General features: G+C 71.9%; 11 protein-coding genes. 9 read left to right on the top strand and 2 right to left on the bottom strand.

Annotated elements, in window-relative coordinates; genetic code table 11:
* Window positions 1-41 precede the first annotated feature (41 nt).
* From AB0D48_RS16905 to galE, 9 genes are all read left to right on the top strand, one after another.
* Window positions 42-1,967, top strand: coding sequence for a TIGR03960 family B12-binding radical SAM protein (locus tag AB0D48_RS16905; protein WP_362396607.1), 1,926 nt, complete (start codon window positions 42-44; stop codon window positions 1,965-1,967).
* Window positions 1,968-2,085: 118 nt separating this feature from the next.
* On the top strand, window positions 2,086-3,237 hold the full coding sequence (locus tag AB0D48_RS16910; RefSeq protein WP_362396610.1) for a hypothetical protein: 1,152 nt from the start codon (window positions 2,086-2,088) through the stop codon (window positions 3,235-3,237).
* Window positions 3,238-3,364: 127 nt separating this feature from the next.
* Window positions 3,365-4,144 (top strand): TIGR03936 family radical SAM-associated protein, encoded by a 780-nt coding sequence (locus AB0D48_RS16915; RefSeq protein ID WP_362396613.1) that lies wholly within the window; start codon window positions 3,365-3,367, stop codon window positions 4,142-4,144.
* A gap of 234 nt (window positions 4,145-4,378) precedes the next feature.
* On the top strand, window positions 4,379-8,206 hold the full coding sequence (locus tag AB0D48_RS16920; RefSeq protein ID WP_362396615.1) for an Rne/Rng family ribonuclease: 3,828 nt from the start codon (window positions 4,379-4,381) through the stop codon (window positions 8,204-8,206).
* 278 nt (window positions 8,207-8,484) lie between these two features.
* On the top strand, window positions 8,485-8,805 hold the full coding sequence (rplU, locus tag AB0D48_RS16925; RefSeq protein WP_030715748.1) for a 50S ribosomal protein L21: 321 nt from the start codon (window positions 8,485-8,487) through the stop codon (window positions 8,803-8,805).
* A gap of 13 nt (window positions 8,806-8,818) precedes the next feature.
* Window positions 8,819-9,073, top strand: coding sequence for a 50S ribosomal protein L27 (gene rpmA, locus AB0D48_RS16930; protein WP_048480572.1), 255 nt, complete (start codon window positions 8,819-8,821; stop codon window positions 9,071-9,073).
* 167 nt (window positions 9,074-9,240) lie between these two features.
* Window positions 9,241-10,686 (top strand): GTPase ObgE, encoded by a 1,446-nt coding sequence (gene obgE / locus AB0D48_RS16935; protein WP_362396620.1) that lies wholly within the window; start codon window positions 9,241-9,243, stop codon window positions 10,684-10,686.
* A gap of 70 nt (window positions 10,687-10,756) precedes the next feature.
* Window positions 10,757-12,373 (top strand): glycosyltransferase family 2 protein, encoded by a 1,617-nt coding sequence (locus AB0D48_RS16940; RefSeq protein WP_362396623.1) that lies wholly within the window; start codon window positions 10,757-10,759, stop codon window positions 12,371-12,373.
* 51 nt (window positions 12,374-12,424) lie between these two features.
* On the top strand, window positions 12,425-13,450 hold the full coding sequence (galE, locus tag AB0D48_RS16945) for a UDP-glucose 4-epimerase GalE (RefSeq protein ID WP_362396626.1): 1,026 nt from the start codon (window positions 12,425-12,427) through the stop codon (window positions 13,448-13,450).
* A gap of 78 nt (window positions 13,451-13,528) precedes the next feature.
* On the opposite strand, the gene AB0D48_RS16950 is transcribed toward galE, so the two are convergent.
* Both AB0D48_RS16950 and AB0D48_RS16955 read right to left on the bottom strand, forming a co-directional pair.
* Window positions 13,529-14,701 carry a glycosyltransferase gene (locus AB0D48_RS16950; protein WP_362396629.1) on the bottom strand — a complete coding sequence of 391 codons (1,173 nt, stop codon included), beginning with the start codon at window positions 14,699-14,701 and terminating at the stop codon, window positions 13,529-13,531.
* Entirely contained in the window at window positions 14,698-17,586 is a 2,889-nt protein-coding gene (locus AB0D48_RS16955) for a bifunctional glycosyltransferase family 2 protein/CDP-glycerol:glycerophosphate glycerophosphotransferase (protein WP_362396632.1), read from the bottom strand. Before AB0D48_RS16955 ends, AB0D48_RS16950 begins: the two co-directional genes overlap by 4 nt.
* Between the last annotated feature and the right edge of the window lie 168 nt (window positions 17,587-17,754).

Here is a 17,754-nt window from a genome sequence, read left to right on the forward strand (position 1 = left end):
TACGCTTGAGAGCTGCCCCCTGCCCGCTTCACGAAAGTCGCGTGATGACCGAATCGGTCTTCCCTCAGCTTGAGGCCCTGCTTCCGCACGTGCAGAAGCCCATCCAGTACGTCGGCGGTGAACTCAACTCCACGGTGAAGCCGTGGGAGAGCTGCGACGTCCGCTGGGCGCTGATGTACCCGGACGCGTACGAAGTCGGGCTGCCCAACCAGGGCGTCATGATCCTCTACGAAGTGCTCAACGAGCGCGAGGGCGTCCTCGCCGAGCGCACCTACAGCGTGTGGCCCGACCTCGAAGAACTGATGCGCGAGCACAACGTGCCGCAGTTCACGGTGGACAGCCACCGCCCGGTCTCGGCGTTCGACGTGTTCGGCCTGTCCTTCTCCACGGAGCTGGGCTACACGAACATGCTCACGGCGCTGGACCTCGCGGGCATCCCGCTGGAGGCCAGGAACCGTACGGTCGACCACCCGATCGTCCTCGCGGGCGGCCACGCGGCCTTCAACCCCGAGCCGATCGCGGAGTTCATCGACTGCGCGGTCATCGGCGACGGCGAGCAGGCCGTCCTCGACATGACCGAGATCATCCGCACGTGGAAGGCCGAGGGGCGGCCGGGCGGCCGCGAGGAGGTCCTCTTCCGCCTCGCCAGGACGGGCCAGGTCTACGTGCCCGGCTTCTACGACGTCGACTACCTGCCGGACGGCCGCATCGCCCGCGTCGCACCCAACAAGTCGGGTGTCCCGTACCGGGTCTCCAAGCACACCGTCATGGACCTCGACGAGTGGCCCTACCCCAAGCAGCCGCTGGTCCCGCTCGCCGAGACCGTCCACGAGCGGATGTCGGTGGAGATCTTCCGCGGCTGCACCCGCGGCTGCCGTTTCTGCCAGGCCGGCATGATCACGCGCCCCGTGCGGGAGCGAAGCATCACCGGCATCGGCGAGATGGTGGAGCGCGGTCTGAAGGCCACCGGCTTCGAGGAGGTCGGCCTCCTCTCCCTGTCGTCCGCGGACCACACGGAGATCGCCGACATCGCCAAGGGCCTCGCGGACCGCTACACGGACGACAAGGTGGGCCTGTCCCTGCCGTCGACCCGTGTGGACGCGTTCAACGTGGACCTGGCCAACGAGCTGACCCGCAACGGCCGCCGCTCCGGTCTGACCTTCGCCCCCGAGGGCGGCTCCGAGCGCATGCGCAAGGTCATCAACAAGATGGTCTCGGAAGAGGACCTGATCCGGACCGTCGCCACCGCCTACGGCAACGGCTGGCGTCAGGTGAAGCTGTACTTCATGTGCGGCCTGCCGACCGAGACCGACGACGACGTCCTCCAGATCGGCGACATGGCGGTCAACGTCATCGCCAAGGGCCGCGAGGTCTCCGGCCAGAACGACATCCGCTGCACGGTGTCCATCGGCGGGTTCGTCCCCAAGCCGCACACCCCGTTCCAGTGGGCGCCGCAGCTGTCGGCCGAGGAAACGGACGCCCGCCTGGGCAAGCTCCGCGACAAGATCCGCGGCGACAAGAAGTACGGCCGCTCCATCGGCTTCCGCTACCACGACGGCAAGCCGGGCATCGTCGAGGGCCTCCTCTCGCGCGGTGACCGCCGCATCGGCGACGTCATCCGAGCCGTGTACGAGTCGGGCGGCCGCTTCGACGGCTGGCGCGAGCACTTCTCGTACGACCGCTGGATGGAGGCGGCGGAGAAGACGCTGCCCGCGTACGGCGTGGACGTGGCCTGGTACACGACGCGTGAGCGCACGTACGAGGAGGTACTGCCCTGGGACCACCTGGACTCCGGTCTCGACAAGGACTGGCTCTGGGAGGACTGGCAGGACGCCCTCGACGAGACCGAGGTCGACGACTGCCGCTGGACCCCGTGCTTCGACTGCGGTGTGTGTCCTCAGATGCAGACCGAGATCCAGATCGGCCCGACCGGCAAGAAGCTGCTGCCGCTGTCGGTCGCGAAGTGACCTCGGGCTGACGCAGCCCGCGAGACGCCCCTCACCGGGAACGGTGGGGGGCGTCTTCGTTCGGCTGATCGCGGGGCCCGCGTGCAACGGTGCGGGCCCTGCGTGCGTCGTCACGTGCATGGACCTGGAAAAACACGGCAGGCACGAGCCCGGACCCGGCGGCCAAGGGTGCGTCTTCGCGGTGGTCCGGATCCCGGTGCGGATCCTGGCCGTCGTGATCGTGCTGCCGCTGCGGATGGCCTGGGACCTGCTGGTCCTAGGGGCCCGCAGCGTGCACCGCCGCGCCCTGCGCCCGGCCGGAGACGCGCTGGCCCGGCTGTTCAGCCGGCTCGTCCGGTACGTCCTGGCTCCGGTCGGGCACGGACTGGCCTGGCTGGCCCGAGGTACGGGACTGGTCCTGAAGTGGCTGGCCCTCGCCGTCTTCTACTGGCCGTGGGCCGCGCTGGGGCGGTACGTCCTCGCGCCCGTCGGCGCCGCCCTGTGGCGCCGGCTCCTCGTCCCCCTCGGGCAGGCGGTCGGCTGGCTGGCGAAGGCCCTGTTCGTGTGGCCGTGGGTGGCGTTGTGGCGGTACGTACTGGTCCCCGTCGCCGCCGCGCTGTACCGGTACCTGCTGCGGCCGGCCGGCGGCGCGGTCGCCTGGACGCTCGCCGCCGCGTACCGGTACCTGCTGGTGCCGCCGGCCCGGGGCATCGCCTGGCTGGCGCGCGGGCTGTACCAGTACGTCCTCACCCCGGCCGGCCGAGGCCTGGTCCGGCTGGCCCGGAGCGCCGGGGCCGCGCTCGGCTGGCTGGCGAAGGCCCTGTTCGTGTGGCCGTGGGCCGCGCTGTGGCGGTACGTCGCCGTCCCGGCCGCGGTCGGGACGTACCGCTATCTCCTGACCCCCCTCGGGCACGGCGTGGCCTGGGCCGCGCGGGGCCTTTACCGCTACGTGCTCACGCCCCTCGGGCACTTCGTCGCCGCCGCCTGGCACCTCGCCGGCCGCGTCAGCCGCGCCCTCGGCCGCGGACTCCTCCGGCTGTGGCGCGGCCTCGTCGCCCGCCCCGCGGCCTGGGTCCGCCGGCACGTGCTCACCCCCGCCGGACACCTCGTCCGCGAGGTGTGGCGCAGCTCGCGCCTCGCGGTGCGGGAGGCGCGAGCTTCCGTACGGCAGGCGCTCTTCGGTCCCCCTTCCCGGGAACCGGCGAGGTCACGGGCGCGTACTCTGGGTAGGACGACAGCCGCAGGCAACACGCCCGCTCCCGAGATCTCCCTCCACGAACGGCAGGGGTGAGCCGGAGGCCGGGCGTGGCCGGCAGGTCCCACAGACGCTCAGGGCGACGCGCGAGCCGCGGAGCCCCGCACAAGGAGAAGAACCACTGGGCAAGCGACAGCCCGAAGGCCCGCCTCCCGCACCGGTGGTGCAGCGCATCCGACTGCGCTACACCAAGCGCGGCCGCCTCCGGTTCACCAGCCACCGCGACTTCCAGCGCGCCTTCGAACGGGCCCTGCGCCGCGCCGAGGTGCCGATGGCGTACTCGGCCGGCTTCACCCCGCACCCCCGCGTCTCGTACGCGAACGCCGCCCCGACCGGGACCGGCAGCGAGGCCGAGTACCTGGAGATCGCCCTCGCCGAGTCCCGCGACCCCGAGAAGCTCCGCGAGCTGCTCGACGAGTCGATGCCGGCCGGGCTCGACATCATCGACGCCGTGGAGGCCCGTACCTCGGGCCTCGCGGACCGGCTCACCGCCTCGGTGTGGGAGCTGCGCCTGGACGGCGTGGAGCCCGCCGAGGCCGAGCGGGCCGTGGCGGCCTTCCTCGCCGCCGAGACCGTGGAGGTGCAGCGCCGCACCAAGAACGGCATGAGGACCTTCGACACGCGCGGCGCCGTCGTCACCCTGGAGGCCCTTCCCGCCCCGGCTGATAGGCCCCTGGACGATGCCTGTGCGATACTGCGGCTGGTTGTTCGGCATCTGACACCTGCCGTGCGACCCGACGACGTCCTGTCCGGTCTCCGAGCTGTGGCCGACCTGGCGCCGCCGGTCCCCTCAGCGGTGACCAGGCTGGCGCAGGGGCTCTTCGACGAGGAGTCCGGCACGGTGACCGACCCGCTCGCGCCCGACCGCGAGGCTGATACGGCCGCCCCACCCACGGCCGCCGTAGCCGCCGACGCGAAGGCGCCGGAAGGTCCCGCCGCGTAAGGAACGTCGCCGTCGCGCAGCCCTGGCACTCGGGAGCCACCTGGGTCGGGCCGCGCACAGACCTGAAGACTTCCGCCAGGCCGTACGGACAACACGTACGGAACCGGCGGCCATGAACTGAGTTCCCGTGTGGCGAACGCGCCCCGGAGGCCGGTTCCGCGCTCATTGCGCGGAGCCGTGCCGGACCGGAAGTCAGCCGCGGCGCCCGGGAGCGTGACGGGAGAACCGCCCGCAATGCTCAACAACGAAAACGACACCACCACCGCCGGCAACGCCGACAACAGCAGCCCGAGTGACAACCTGCCTCCGCGCAGGCGTCGCCGCGCCGCTTCCCGGCCCGCCGGGCCGCCCGGCGCCACCGCCGCAGAGGCGAGCCCGGTGACGGAGGCCGCCCCGGCCGCCCCCGTGGAGGAGGCCGCTCCGGCCGCCGCCCCCGCTCGTACCCGCCGCCGCGCGACCCGCGCCGTGGCCGCTCCCGAGACCCCGGCCGCCGAGGCCGCCGCCCCGGCTGCGCCCGTCGAGGCCCCGGCCGCCGTGGCCGAGGAGCCCGCCGCTCCCGCTCCGCGTGCCCGTCGTCGTGCCACCCGCGCCGTCGCCGCTCCCGAGGCTCCGGCCGCCGAGGCCGCGCCCGTGGTCGAGGAGGAGGCTCCGGCCGCTCCCGCTCCGCGTGCCCGCCGTCGGGCGACCCGCGCCGTCGCCGCTCCGGCCGCCGAGGCCGCCCCGGCAGCCGAGGTCGTCGAGGCTCCGGCCGCCGAGGCCGCGCCCGTGGTCGAGGAGGAGGCTCCCGCCGCTCCCGCTCCGCGTGCCCGTCGCCGCGCCACCCGCGCCGTGGCCGCTCCGGCCGCCCCGGCACCCGTTGAGGACGAGGCCCCGGCCGTGGCCGAGGAGGCCCCCAAGGCCGCCGCCCGCGCCTTCACCGTGGCCGACGCCCTGGACTCCCCGAAGCGAGGCGGCCGCCGCCGCGCCACCCGTTCCACCACCGCCCCGGCCGCCCCCGCGCAGCCTGCGGCCGCCGAGACCGAGGCGCCCGCCGCCCCGGCCCGGGCCCGCCGCGCCGCGCGTCCCGCCGTGGCCGTCTTCCAGGCCCCGGTCTTCGCCGAGCCGATGTTCCAGACCCCCGAGACCGCGGCCATGGCAGCTGCGGCAGCCCGCGCCGCCGCCCCGGCCGAGGAGGTCGAGGAGGAGGAGACGGAGGCCCAGGCCGAGGTCGTCCAGACCCCCGCCCCGCAGCCCGCAGGCCGCCGCCGTCGCCGTGGGCGCGGCGCCGCCGAGGCCGCCCCGGTCGCCGAGTCCGCGCCGGTCTCCCTCCCCGACGTACTCGCCGAGGAGGAGCCCGAGGCCGAGCTCGAAGAGGAGTCCGCCGAATTCGAGGAGGGCGACGAGTCGGGCGAGCGCCCCTCGCGCCGCCGCCGTCGCGGTGGCCGTCGCCGCCGTCGTGGCGAGTCCGCCGACCTCGACGAGTCCGCCGAGGAAGAGGCGGAGGCAGAGGCCGAGGAGCACGAGGCTGAGGAGGAAGAGGACGAGGAGGCCGAAGAGGCCCTCGGCTCCAGCTCCAGCCGTCGCCGCCGTCGCCGTCGCCGCCGCAGCGGTGAGCCCGCCGAGGTCACCACCGAGGCGGCCGAGGAGGACGGCGTACGCACCGTCGTCAAGGTCCGCGAGCCGCGCCCGGCCCGTGAGAAGGCCGAGCCGTCCGACGAGGTCCAGTCCATCAAGGGCTCGACCCGCCTGGAGGCGAAGAAGCAGCGCCGCCGCGAAGGCCGCGAGCAGGGCCGCCGCCGCGTGCCGATCATCACCGAGGCCGAGTTCCTGGCCCGCCGTGAGGCCGTCGAGCGCGTGATGGTCGTCCGCCAGGCCGGCGAGCGCACCCAGATCGGCGTCCTCGAGGACAACGTGCTCGTCGAGCACTACGTCAACAAGGAAGAGGCCACCTCGTACGTCGGCAACGTCTACCTGGGCAAGGTCCAGAACGTGCTGCCGTCCATGGAGGCCGCTTTCATCGACATCGGCAAGGGCCGCAACGCGGTCCTGTACGCCGGTGAGGTCAACTTCGAGGCGCTCGGCATGGCCAACGGGCCGCGCCGCATCGAGTCCGCCCTCAAGTCCGGCCAGTCGGTCCTGGTGCAGGTCACCAAGGACCCCATCGGCCACAAGGGCGCCCGCCTGACCAGCCAGGTGTCGCTGCCCGGCCGCTACCTGGTCTACGTGCCCGAGGGCTCTATGACCGGCATCAGCCGCAAGCTGCCCGACACCGAGCGCGCGCGCCTGAAGACCATCCTCAAGAAGATCGTCCCCGAGGACGCGGGCGTCATCGTGCGCACCGCCGCCGAGGGTGCGAGCGAGGACGAGCTGCGCCGCGACGTCGAGCGCCTGCAGGCCCAGTGGGAGGACATCCAGAAGAAGTCGAAGCAGATCTCGACCTCTTCGCCGAGCCTGCTGTACGGCGAGCCGGACATGACCGTCCGCGTCGTGCGCGACATCTTCAACGAGGACTTCTCGAAGGTCATCGTCAGCGGTGACGGCGCCTGGGAGACCATCCACGGCTACGTGAACCACGTGGCCCCGGACCTGGCCGACAGGCTGTCCCGCTGGACCTCCGAGGTCGACGTCTTCGCGACGTACCGGATCGACGAGCAGCTCGCCAAGGCGCTCGACCGCAAGGTGTGGCTGCCCTCGGGCGGTTCGCTTGTGATCGACAAGACCGAGGCGATGATCGTCATCGACGTCAACACCGGCAAGTTCACCGGTCAGGGCGGCAACCTCGAGGAGACCGTCACCAGGAACAACCTGGAGGCGGCCGAGGAGATCGTGCGCCAGCTGCGGCTGCGCGACCTGGGCGGCATCGTCGTCATCGACTTCATCGACATGGTCCTGGAGTCCAACCGCGACCTGGTCCTGCGGCGCATGCTGGAGTGCCTGGGCCGCGACCGGACCAAGCACCAGGTGGCCGAGGTGACCTCGCTGGGCCTGGTCCAGATGACCCGCAAGCGGGTGGGTCAGGGTCTGCTGGAGTCCTTCTCCGAGACCTGCGTCCACTGCAACGGCCGCGGTGTCATCGTGCACATGGAGACGCCGACGGCGATCGGCGGCGGCGGCAACGGCAAGCGTTCCAAGCGCCGCGGCGGCAAGGCGGAGTTCGACCAGCACGACCACGAGGTCGAGACGGTCGAGATGGAGTTCGAGTCCGAGGCCGAGGTGGCCGCCGAGGCCGCCGCGCCGCGGGCGCTGCCCGAGCCCGAGTTCGTCGCGGACGAGGAGCTGTACAGCAGCCCCGCCGAGGCGGAGGCCGCTGCGGGCCTGAGCGGCCGTCGCAACCGTCGCCGCGCCACCCGCAAGGCGACCGCTCCGGCGGGCGCCCCGCGCGGTGTGGCCGCCCCGGCGCAGGCGCCGGCCCCCGTGGCCGAGGTCGTCGCCGAGCCGGTGACCGCGCCGGCCGACACCGTCCTGGAGCCGGCCGCCGAGGTCGTCACCGAGGCCGTGGAGGCCGCGGAGACGGTCGAGGCCGCTCCGGTCGAGGCCGCTCCGGTCGAGGAGGCCGCGCCGAAGGGCCGTACCCGTCGCCGCGCGACCCGTAAGGCCACCGCCCCGGCGACCGCGGCCGAGGAGGCCCCGGAGCCGGTCGTCGTGACGGAGCCCGAGCCGGAGCCGGCCGTCGTGCCCGAGCCCGAGCCGGTCGTCGCCGCGGCCGAGGAGGCCCCCGTGGCGGAGGCCGCGCCGGCCCGTCCGCGCCGCCGTGCCACCCGTAAGGCCACCGCACCCGCCGGTTCCCCGGCAGGCGCGGCGGAGGCCGCCGTGGTGGTCGTGGAGGCCCCGGCGAGCGAGCCGGAGCCGGAGGCCCCCGCTGAGGAGGCCGCTCCGGTCAAGAAGGCCGCCAGGAAGGCTCCGGCCAAGAAGGCGACCGCGGCGAAGAAGGCCACCACCGCCAAGAAGGCGACGGCGGCCAAGAAGACCGTGGCCAAGAAGGCGGCCACGACCAAGAAGACCGCGGCCAAGCGGGCGACGAAGAAGACCGCGGCGGCCGAGCAGCAGACTCTGCCCTCCGTCTCGGCTCCGACCGAAGCCTGATCCACGCTGAGGCATGACCGTGGGCCCCGCCGCGAGGCGGGGCCCACGGCCGCGCGGGCCCGGTTTGACCCTTAGGAACCGGCCCCGTAACCTAGACCGTCGGCGTGTCTTGAACGATTACCGTTCTGCGCGCCGCGCTCCTGAGCACCTTCCTCCCGCCGCGCACGCGCAAGCGTCGTACGGGAGAGGCCGCTCGTCCATTCCGGATCAGTGCGGGCCCCGGCCCGACTGAGCGGCTGGCTTCAGGAGCATCCGCCCCGAGTGAGAGAGAGATCCGCGTGTACGCCATCGTGCGCAGCGGTGGTCGCCAGCACAAGGTTGCTGTTGGTGACATCGTTGAGGTTGACAAGATTTCCACTGCCAAGGTTGGCGACACGGTCGAGCTCTCGACCCTGCTCGTTGTCGACGGCGACGCCGTGACCAGCGACCCGTGGGTCCTGGCCGGCATCAAGGTCACGGCCGAGATTGTGGACCACCACAAGGGCGCCAAGATCGACATCCTGCGCTACAAGAACAAGACCGGCTACCGCCGTCGCCAGGGTCACCGCCAGCAGTACACGGCGATCAAGGTCACCGGTATCCCCGCGGCTGCGAAGTAAGAGGGACTGAGACATGGCACACAAGAAGGGCGCATCGTCCACCCGGAACGGGCGCGACTCCAATGCCCAGCGGCTCGGCGTGAAGCGCTTCGGCGGTCAGGTCGTCTCCGCTGGTGAGATCCTCGTCCGCCAGCGCGGCACCCACTTCCACCCGGGTTCGGGTGTCGGTCGCGGTGGCGACGACACGCTGTTCGCGCTGCAGGCCGGTGCCGTCGAGTTCGGCACGCACCGTGGCCGCAAGGTCGTCAACATCGTTCCGGCCGCCTGATCCAGCTTCGGCTGATCAAGCGTTCGTAACTTCCCGAGGGCGGATCTCAGCTCTTTCCGGCGCAAGCCGGGAAGAGAGGTCCGCCCTCGGCGTGTTGGTACGTACAGACGTTTAATGGGCGGCAAGGCCTGCCCGGGACATTCCCGCATGTAACTGGAGGAACAACCATGACCACCTTCGTGGACCGCGTCGAGCTGCATGTCGCCGCGGGTAACGGGGGCCACGGCTGCGCCTCCGTTCACCGGGAGAAGTTCAAGCCGCTCGGCGGCCCCGACGGCGGCAACGGCGGCCGTGGCGGCGACGTGATCCTGGTGGTGGAGCAGGCGATCACCACCCTGCTGGACTACCACCACAGCCCCCACCGCAAGGCCACCAACGGCAAGCCCGGCGAGGGCGGCAACCGCTCCGGCAAGGACGGCCAGGACCTGGTCCTGCCCGTGCCGGACGGCACCGTCGTCCTCGACAAGGAGGGCAACGTCCTCGCCGACCTCGTCGGCCAGGGCACCACCTACGTCGCCGCCGAGGGCGGCCGGGGCGGTCTCGGCAACGCTGCGCTCTCCTCCGCCCGCCGCAAGGCGCCCGGCTTCGCCCTCCTCGGCGTCCCCGGTACCACCGGCGACATCGTCCTGGAGCTCAAGACCGTCGCCGACGTGGCGCTGGTCGGCTTCCCGAGCGCCGGCAAGTCCTCGCTGATCTCGGTGCTCTCCTCCGCCAAGCCGAAGATCGCGGACTACCCCTTCACCACCCTCGTCCCGAACCTGGGCGTCGTCACGGCCGGCTCGACCGTCTACACGATCGCCGACGTCCCGGGCCTGATCCCGGGCGCCAGCCAGGGCAAGGGCCTCGGCCTGGAGTTCCTGCGCCACGTCGAGCGCTGCTCCGTGCTGGTGCACGTGCTGGACACCGCCACGCTGGAGTCCGACCGCGACCCGGTCGCCGACCTCGACGTCATCGAGGAGGAGCTCAAGCTCTACGGCGGCGGCCTGGAGAAGCGCCCCCGCCTCGTCGTCCTGAACAAGGTCGACATCCCGGACGGCCAGGAGCTCGCCGACATGGTCCGCCCGGACCTGGAGGCGCGCGGTTACAAGGTCTTCGAGGTCTCCGCGGTCGCCCGTACGGGTCTGAAGGAGCTCTCCTACTTCCTCGCCGAGGTCATCGCCAAGGCCCGCGCCCGCAAGCCGAAGGAGGAGGCGACCCGTATCGTCATCCGCCCGAAGGCCGTGGACGACGCCGGCTTCACCGTCACCTACGACGAGGCCGAGGACGTCTACAACGTGCGCGGCGAGAAGCCCGAGCGCTGGGTCCGCCAGACCGACTTCAACAACGACGAGGCCGTGGGCTACCTCGCGGACCGCCTCAACCGCCTCGGTGTCGAGGACGCGCTGAGGAAGGCCGGCGCCCGCGCCGGCGACGGCGTGGCCATCGGATCCGACGAGAACGCGGTCGTCTTCGACTGGGAGCCGACCATGATGGCCGGCGCCGAGATGCTGGGCCGCCGCGGTGAGGACCACCGTATGGAAGCCCCGCGTCCGGCCACCCAGCGCCGCAAGGAGAAGGACGCGAAGCGCGGGGACTCGGCGCAGCAGGAGTACGACGAATTCCGGCCGTTCTAGTCCGGTTCCCCCAGAGGGCACCCGGGCGGCATTGAAGGCGTCTTTACGCGGGTCGCCTAGGATCCTTCGGGTGAACAGCAGCAACCTCCCCACCGTTTCCGTCGTGGTGATCGCGTACAACGACGCCGGGCTCGTGGGCGAGGCCGTCTCCTCGGCTCTCGCCCAGGGCCCGGTGGTCGCCGAGGTCATCGCCGTGAACGACGCCTCGTCCGACGGCACCGCGCGGGTCCTGGACGAGCTGGCCGCCGTACACCCCCGCCTCAAGGTCGTTCACCGTACGGAGAACAGCGGGGGGTGCGGCACCCCGCGCAACGACGGGATCGCCGTCGCGACCGCCCCGTACGTCCTGTTCCTCGACAGCGACGACATCCTGCCAACGGGCGCGGCCGAGGCCCTGGTGCGCGCCGCGGAGGAGCACCGCGCCCAGGTGACCGTCGGCGCCGCCGTGCGGCGCGAGCTGCCGCAGCACCACGACGTGCCGTGGATGCCGGGGCTCTACACCCCCGGCGACGTCATCGAGCGGCCGGCGGACCGCCCGGAGCTGGTCCGGGACACCCTCTGCGTCAACAAGCTGTACGACCGCGCCTTCCTGGAGAAGCACGGCCTGCGCTTCCCCGACGGCCGGTTCGTCTACGAGGACTTCGCCTTCACCGCCCGGGTGCTGGCCGCCGCTCCGCGCATCGCCGTCGTCGGCGACCTCGTGTACGTCTGGCACGTGCGCCGCAGCGCCGCCCAGGTGTCGATCTCCCTGGACCGCAAGGACGTCTCGAACTGGCGGGCCCGCATCGAGGCCCACCGCACGGCCTCCCGGACGCTCGCCGCCGCCTCCCCGGAGCTGGGCAGCGCCTGCCAGGTGAAGTTCCTGGAGTACGACCTGCGCATGTACCTGCGCGAGCTCGGCAACGACCCCGCGCACCAGGCCGCCTGGTGGACCCTTACCCGCGAGTACGTCGCCACCTTCGCCGAGGCCGACATCGAGTCCGCCGCGCCCCACGCCCGCTGGATCGTCGCGGTGCTGCGCGCCACCCCCACCCCGCCCGCCGACGTCGAGCGACTCACCCGGCTGGCCGCCGAGCCCCCGCGCCTACTGCCCCCGTACGCGGCCGACGCCGACGGGGCGCCGGTGTGGAGCGAGGAGCTCCCGGTCCCGCTCGACGGCCTGGCCACGCTGCCGACGGACGGGCTGCCCGTCACCGTCGACGCCGAGCCGGCCGGCCGCGCCGCGGTCCGGATCCGCGTGCACGACCTGTACGGCCGTCTCGCCGAGGCCGGTCCGCGCACCGCGCAGTTGCGCTTCCTGCCGCGCGCCGGCGGCGACCCGGTCCTCGCCCAGCCGGTGGAGCTGCGCCCCGACCGCAACGGCGGCTGGGTCGCGCTGCTGCCCTTCCGCCTCGCCGATCTGGCCGCCACGGGCCGCCGCCGGGGACTGCGCCGGATGCAGGCGTGGAACGTCGGGGTGGGGGTGGAGTGCGCCGACGGGACCTCCGTGTTCACCTCCCTGCGCCCCCGGGGCCGGCTCCTTCGCCGCCGGGCCCTGCCCAGCAGCCGGTACGGTGTTCTGCTGGCGCAGCCGTACCGCACGGGGGCCGGCGCCCTCGCGCTGCGCCTGGCGCCCGGGGCCGAGGGCGCGCTGTACCTCGTACGCAACCGCCTCCACCGGGCCCGGGCAGGCCACGGGACGGGCTGACAGCCCTCTCACACCTTTCACACCGAAGTCGGACAGGACCAGGAGATACACATGACGTTTCTGATCACCGGTGGCGCCGGATACATCGGCGCGCACGTCGTCCGGGCGATGCTGCTCGCGGGGGAGAAGGTGGTCGTCCTCGACGACCTCTCCACGGGCAACGAGAACCGCGTCCCCGAGGGCGTACCGCTGGTGGTCGGCTCGGTCCTGGACCGGCTGATCCTCGACAAGACCATCCGCGAGCACAAGATCACCGGTGTGGTGCACCTCGCGGGCAAGAAGCAGGTCGGCGAGTCCGTCGAGAAGCCGCTGTACTACTACCACGAGAACGTGCAGGGCCTCACGGTCCTGCTCCAGGCCGTGGCCGATGCGGGCATCCGCAACGTCCTCTTCTCCTCCTCCGCCTCCGTCTACGGCATGCCCGACGTGGACCTGGTCACCGAGGACACCCCGTGCGCGCCGCTGAGCCCGTACGGCGAGACCAAGCTGGCCGGCGAGTGGCTGATCCGCGCCGCCGGCAAGGCGCACGGCATCGCCACCGCATGCCTGCGCTACTTCAACGTGGCGGGCGCCGCGACCCCCGAGCTCGCCGACACCGGCGTCTTCAACCTGGTCCCGATGGTCTTCGAGCGCTACGACTCGGGCGAGGGCGCCAAGATCTTCGGCAACGACTACCCGACCCCGGACGGCACCTGCATCCGCGACTACATCCACGTCGAGGACCTCGCGGAGGCCCACGTGGCGGCGGCCCGCAAGCTCGCCGAGTGGGCCGCGGCGGGGGAGTACAAGGACCTCACCGTCAACATCGGGCGCGGCGAGGGCGTCTCGGTCGCCCAGATGGTCGAGCTCCTGAACACCAACACCGGGCACGACGTCCCGCCGGTGATCGTCCCGCGCCGCGCCGGAGACCCGGCGAAGGTCGTGGCCTCGGCCGACAAGATCACCGCAGAGCTGGGCTGGAAGGCCCGGCACGACGTCCGCGAGATGGTCACCTCCGCGTGGGCCGGCTGGGAGGCCAACAAGGCCGCTCGCAAGGACGCGCACAGGGACGCGCACCGGGACGTCCACAAGCCCTGATCCGCACGGGGCTGACACAGGAGCCGCCCGCCCCGGACGTGTCCGGGGCGGGCGGCTCCGTACGTGCCCGAGGGCTGCTCAGCGCTCCAGGAAGGAGAACAGCGCTTCCCACCGGTCGGTGATCTCGGCACTGGAGTACCGCTTGACCGACTGGAAGGCCGTGTCACCGAGCCGGTCGCGCAGCTCGCGGTCCGACATCAGCGCGCGCAGGTGCCCGGCCAGCTCCATCGTGTTGCCCAGCCGGGCCAGCAGCCCGTCCTCGCCGTGCTCGACGATCTCCCGTACGCCCGGGGCGCAGTCGAAGGCGGCCACCGGCACGCCCGCCGCCATGGCCTCCAGCAGGGTGATCGGGAACCCCTCGGCGCGTGAGGCCTGCGCGAAGACCGAGGCCCCGCGCAGCGCGCCCAGCACGTCGTCGGTGCTGCCCATCCACTCCACGGAGTCGTCAAGCCCCAGCGAGGTGCAGTGCGCCCGCAGCGCCGGCTCCTCCAGGCCAGCCCCGTAGATCCGCAGCACCCACTCGGGGTGGTGGGGGGCGGCGTCGGCCCACGCGTCGAGGAGCAGGTCCACGCCCTTCTCGAAGGCGAGACGGCCGACGCTCGCGACGACCTTCTCCGTGCGCGGGGCAGGGGAGTCGGGCATGAACGGCAGCGGGTTCGGCATGCTGCCGACGTTCTCCATGCCCGCCCGGATCCACAGGTCCGCGTCCTCGGCCGTCAGCACCAGCAGCCGGTCGACCTCGGAGTAGTGACGGCGGACCCGCTCACCGCGGGTGGACTTCCGGCTGGCCTCGAAGGACTCGTGGCTCATGCCGATGACGCTGAGCCCCTTGGTGTCGGCGAGGGCCACCCACTCCATCGCCCAGACCTGGGTGACGATCACGACGCCGCCCGGGCGCGCGGCGCGGAACAAGTCGTTCAGCTTCTCCGCCCGGGCCCGCATCCCCGCCCTGCGGGCCGCCTGGCGGCGCCGCTCGGGCGCGTTCAGCCGGCCCTTGATCCCGTGCAGCCGGCGCGCCGCCGGCGGGTGGGCGTCGTACAGCGTGGTCATCTCGTACGGCAGGTCCTGCGGGAGCTTCTGCCGGATCTCCTCGGCGACCGGGGCGATGCCGACGATGTGCACCTTGTGCCCGCGCTCGGTGAACAGCCGGGCCATCTGGTGCGACCAGGTGGTCACGCCGCCGAGTTCGTCGACGTTGTTGGAGACGAGGAAGATGTCACGGCCGCCCGGGGTGGCGGTCTGCTGGCTCACTTGCCGCTCCTGTTGAAGAACTTCTCGACGATCTGGCGGGCCGCGTCCCCGCGGTCGTACTCGCCGAACTCGGTGAGGAAACGCTGCCGCGCCTCCGCGTACTTGGCGTCGGCCTCCTCGAAGACGGAGAGCGCCTGGAGGAGTTCGTCCGCGGTCGCCACCACCGGGCCCGGGGCCTTCTCCTTCAGGTCGAAGTACGTGCCGCGGATGTCGTTGGCGTACTTCTCGTAGTCGTACGCGAAGAACACCATCGGCCGGTCCAGGACCGCGTAGTCGAACATCACGGACGAGTAGTCGGTGATCAGTCCGTCGGCGAGGGCCAGCAGCGGGGTGATGTCGTGGTGCCGGGACACGTCGATGACCCGGCCCGCGACCGACGGCGGCAGCGAGACGCTGTTGAGGTAATGGGTCCGCACCAGCAGCGTGAAGCGGTCGCCGAGCCGGTCGGCGAACTCCTCCACGTCGAACGGGAAGCTGAACCCCTCGACCGCGCCGTCCGCGCCGGCCCGGAAGGTCGGCGCGTACAGCAGCACCTTCTTGTCCGGGTCGAGGCCGAGCTCGGCCGCCAGCGGACCGCGTACCCGCTCACCGGTGTCCGCCTCGTCGCGCTGCGCCTCGACGAGGGCGTCGTTGCGCGGGTAACCCGTGCGCAGCAGCACCTCGTCGCGCAGCCGGAAGCCCTTGGCGAGGGTCCGGGCGTCGTGTTCGGAGCGGATCAGGAAGTGGTCGAAGCGGTCGACGGCCGCCTGGAAGCGGTTCTGGCCCGCGCGGCCCTGCGCCTTGGTGCGGGGCTCGTGGAAGCCCATCCGCTTGAGCGCGGAGCCGTGCCAGGTCTGGATGTACGTGGTCCCCGGGCGCTTGGCGAGGGCCAGCGGGAAGCCCTGGTTGTCGACCCAGAACTCTGCCTGGGCCAGGGCGCGCAGGTACGGCCAGCTCCAGCGCCGCACCAGGGTGGCCTCCTTGGGGAAGCCGGTGGGCTTGGCGCCCGCGTACGACCAGATCGCCTCGAAGGGGGCGCCCTGGCGGACCAGCTCCTCGTAGATCGCCTTCGGGCTGTCGCTGTACTGCTTGCCCATGTGGCTCTCGAAGACGACCGTGCCCTTCTTGACCGGCAGCTTCGAGAAGACCTCGTGGTAGAGCTTCACCTTCTGCTCGCCGGAGCCCATGCTCCGGCGGACCCGCAGGGCCTTGCGCAGGCCCCGCTTGACCACGTTGGCCGCCTTGCCCTGTATGGCGTTGTTGATCAGGCTCTGGGTGCGGACGGCGGCGGCGCTCTCGGCGGTCAGGACGTAGGAGAGGTTGCCCTTCTTGGTGACCTCCGGCTCGAAGCGGTCGGAGACCAGCCGGGTGAGCCGGGGCCGCACGCGCAGGCGGGCAGCCGACTCCAGGTCGACACCTCCCACCGAGACGCGGGTGGTGACCCGGTCCCTCCCGGAGGTCAGCTTCAGCCGGACGTCCCAGACGGCGTCGATGATGCCGAGGGGGCGGACGGTGCTGCCGACGTCGGCGGTACCGGACCACTCGATCGTGTCACCGGCGTGGCGCACGGTTGCCACCGGGAAGCTGAACGAACGCACACCGATCTGCCGGCGGGCCCGGAATTCCAGCGAGGCCTTCAGCTCCGCGTCGGCCGGGATCCGGCCCAGCGGGTTCACGACGGAGCCGGACAGCGTGACGGTCCCGCGTCCGTCGTCCTCGTACGAGGTGAGGCGGTTGCCCAGCTGGAGGGAGGCGAGCGGGGCGGTGTGGAAGCCCTGATCGGTGACATCCAGTATCCGGCGGGCCTCGGCGGCCTCGGCGGTGTCGGGGCTGTCGATGTGCCGGGCGCACCAGTAGACCCGCCCGTCGCGCTCGGCGAGCGAGGAGGAGAGCCGGCCCTTGTTGGTCATGGCGTCGGCGGCAGGGAGCAGGTTGTCCCAGTCCTCCTTGCCGAGCAGATAGGCGCAGATGGCCTGGAGGTACGTGACGTTCTCGTACGCGGCCGGGTCGATGCCGGCGAGGTAGCCGTTGGCGAGGCGGGCGAACTCCTGGCGGTACGCGTCGCTCAGCAGCGGCAGGTCACGCAGGTGCAGGACCAGGTCGTGCTTGAGGAACTTGGCGTCCTTCGCGGACTTGATGTCCGTGTGGCCCTTGGCCGCCAGCAGCTGGTCGACACGGCGGTGGATCTCCATCCGGTGGACGAAGTTCGCGATCTCGTGGCGCCGGTTGCTGATCGACTTCGCCGCGGCGTTCTCGGCCACGTTCCAGAAGTAGACGTGGTTCGGGATCAGCGTGATGCGGCGGGCCGCCACGTACGCCTGGGCGGAGAACAGCAGGTCCTCGTAGTGGATGCCGACCGGGAACTCCAGGCCCTGCTCCAGCAGGAACGCGCGCCGGTAGCACTTGTTCGTGGAGAGGGTGTCGTAGACCAGCAGGTCGGGGAACTCGGTGATCGACTCCAGCGTGCGCGTGCGCGAGTAGATCCAGGGGTACCACTCGGTGGTCTTGCCCCACCGGTTGTCGAGGTGCACGCGTACGCACATGCCCGAGACCAGGTCGGAGCCGGTCCGCTCGGCGGCGTCCAGCATGTTCCGGCAGGCGTTGCGCTCCAGTACGTCGTCGCTGTCCAGGAACATGACGTACTTGCCGGTGGCCTGCTGGATGCCGTGGTTGCGGGGCGCGCCGCAGCCGCCGCTGTTCTCGGGCAGCCGGAAGGCGCGCACCCTCCCCGGGTGGGCGGCCTCCAGTTCCTGGGCGACCCCGTACGAGCGGTCCTTGCTGCAGTCGTCGACGATCACGACTTCGACCCCCTGCAGGGTCTGGTCCAAAACCGACTGGACTGCTGTCGACAGACGCTCTGCGTCGTTGTAGACGATGACGACCACGGAGACGTCGGGCACGTGCACCTCGATCCCTTCGTTTCGTTGCGTTTCGTTCAGCTCATTCCGCTTATCTCGTCCACGCTACCGCGTGCCGCCCTCGACTCAGGCAGGCCCACTCTCGCCGTGCATACTTCTAAGGAAGAGGTGAGTGGCGGGTCCGGTCGCCGACAATCACCCGTTCGGACCCAGCAG

Origin of the sequence: Streptomyces sp. NPDC048269 (genome assembly GCF_040652395.1) — a bacterium.
GTDB lineage: Bacteria > Actinomycetota > Actinomycetes > Streptomycetales > Streptomycetaceae > Streptomyces.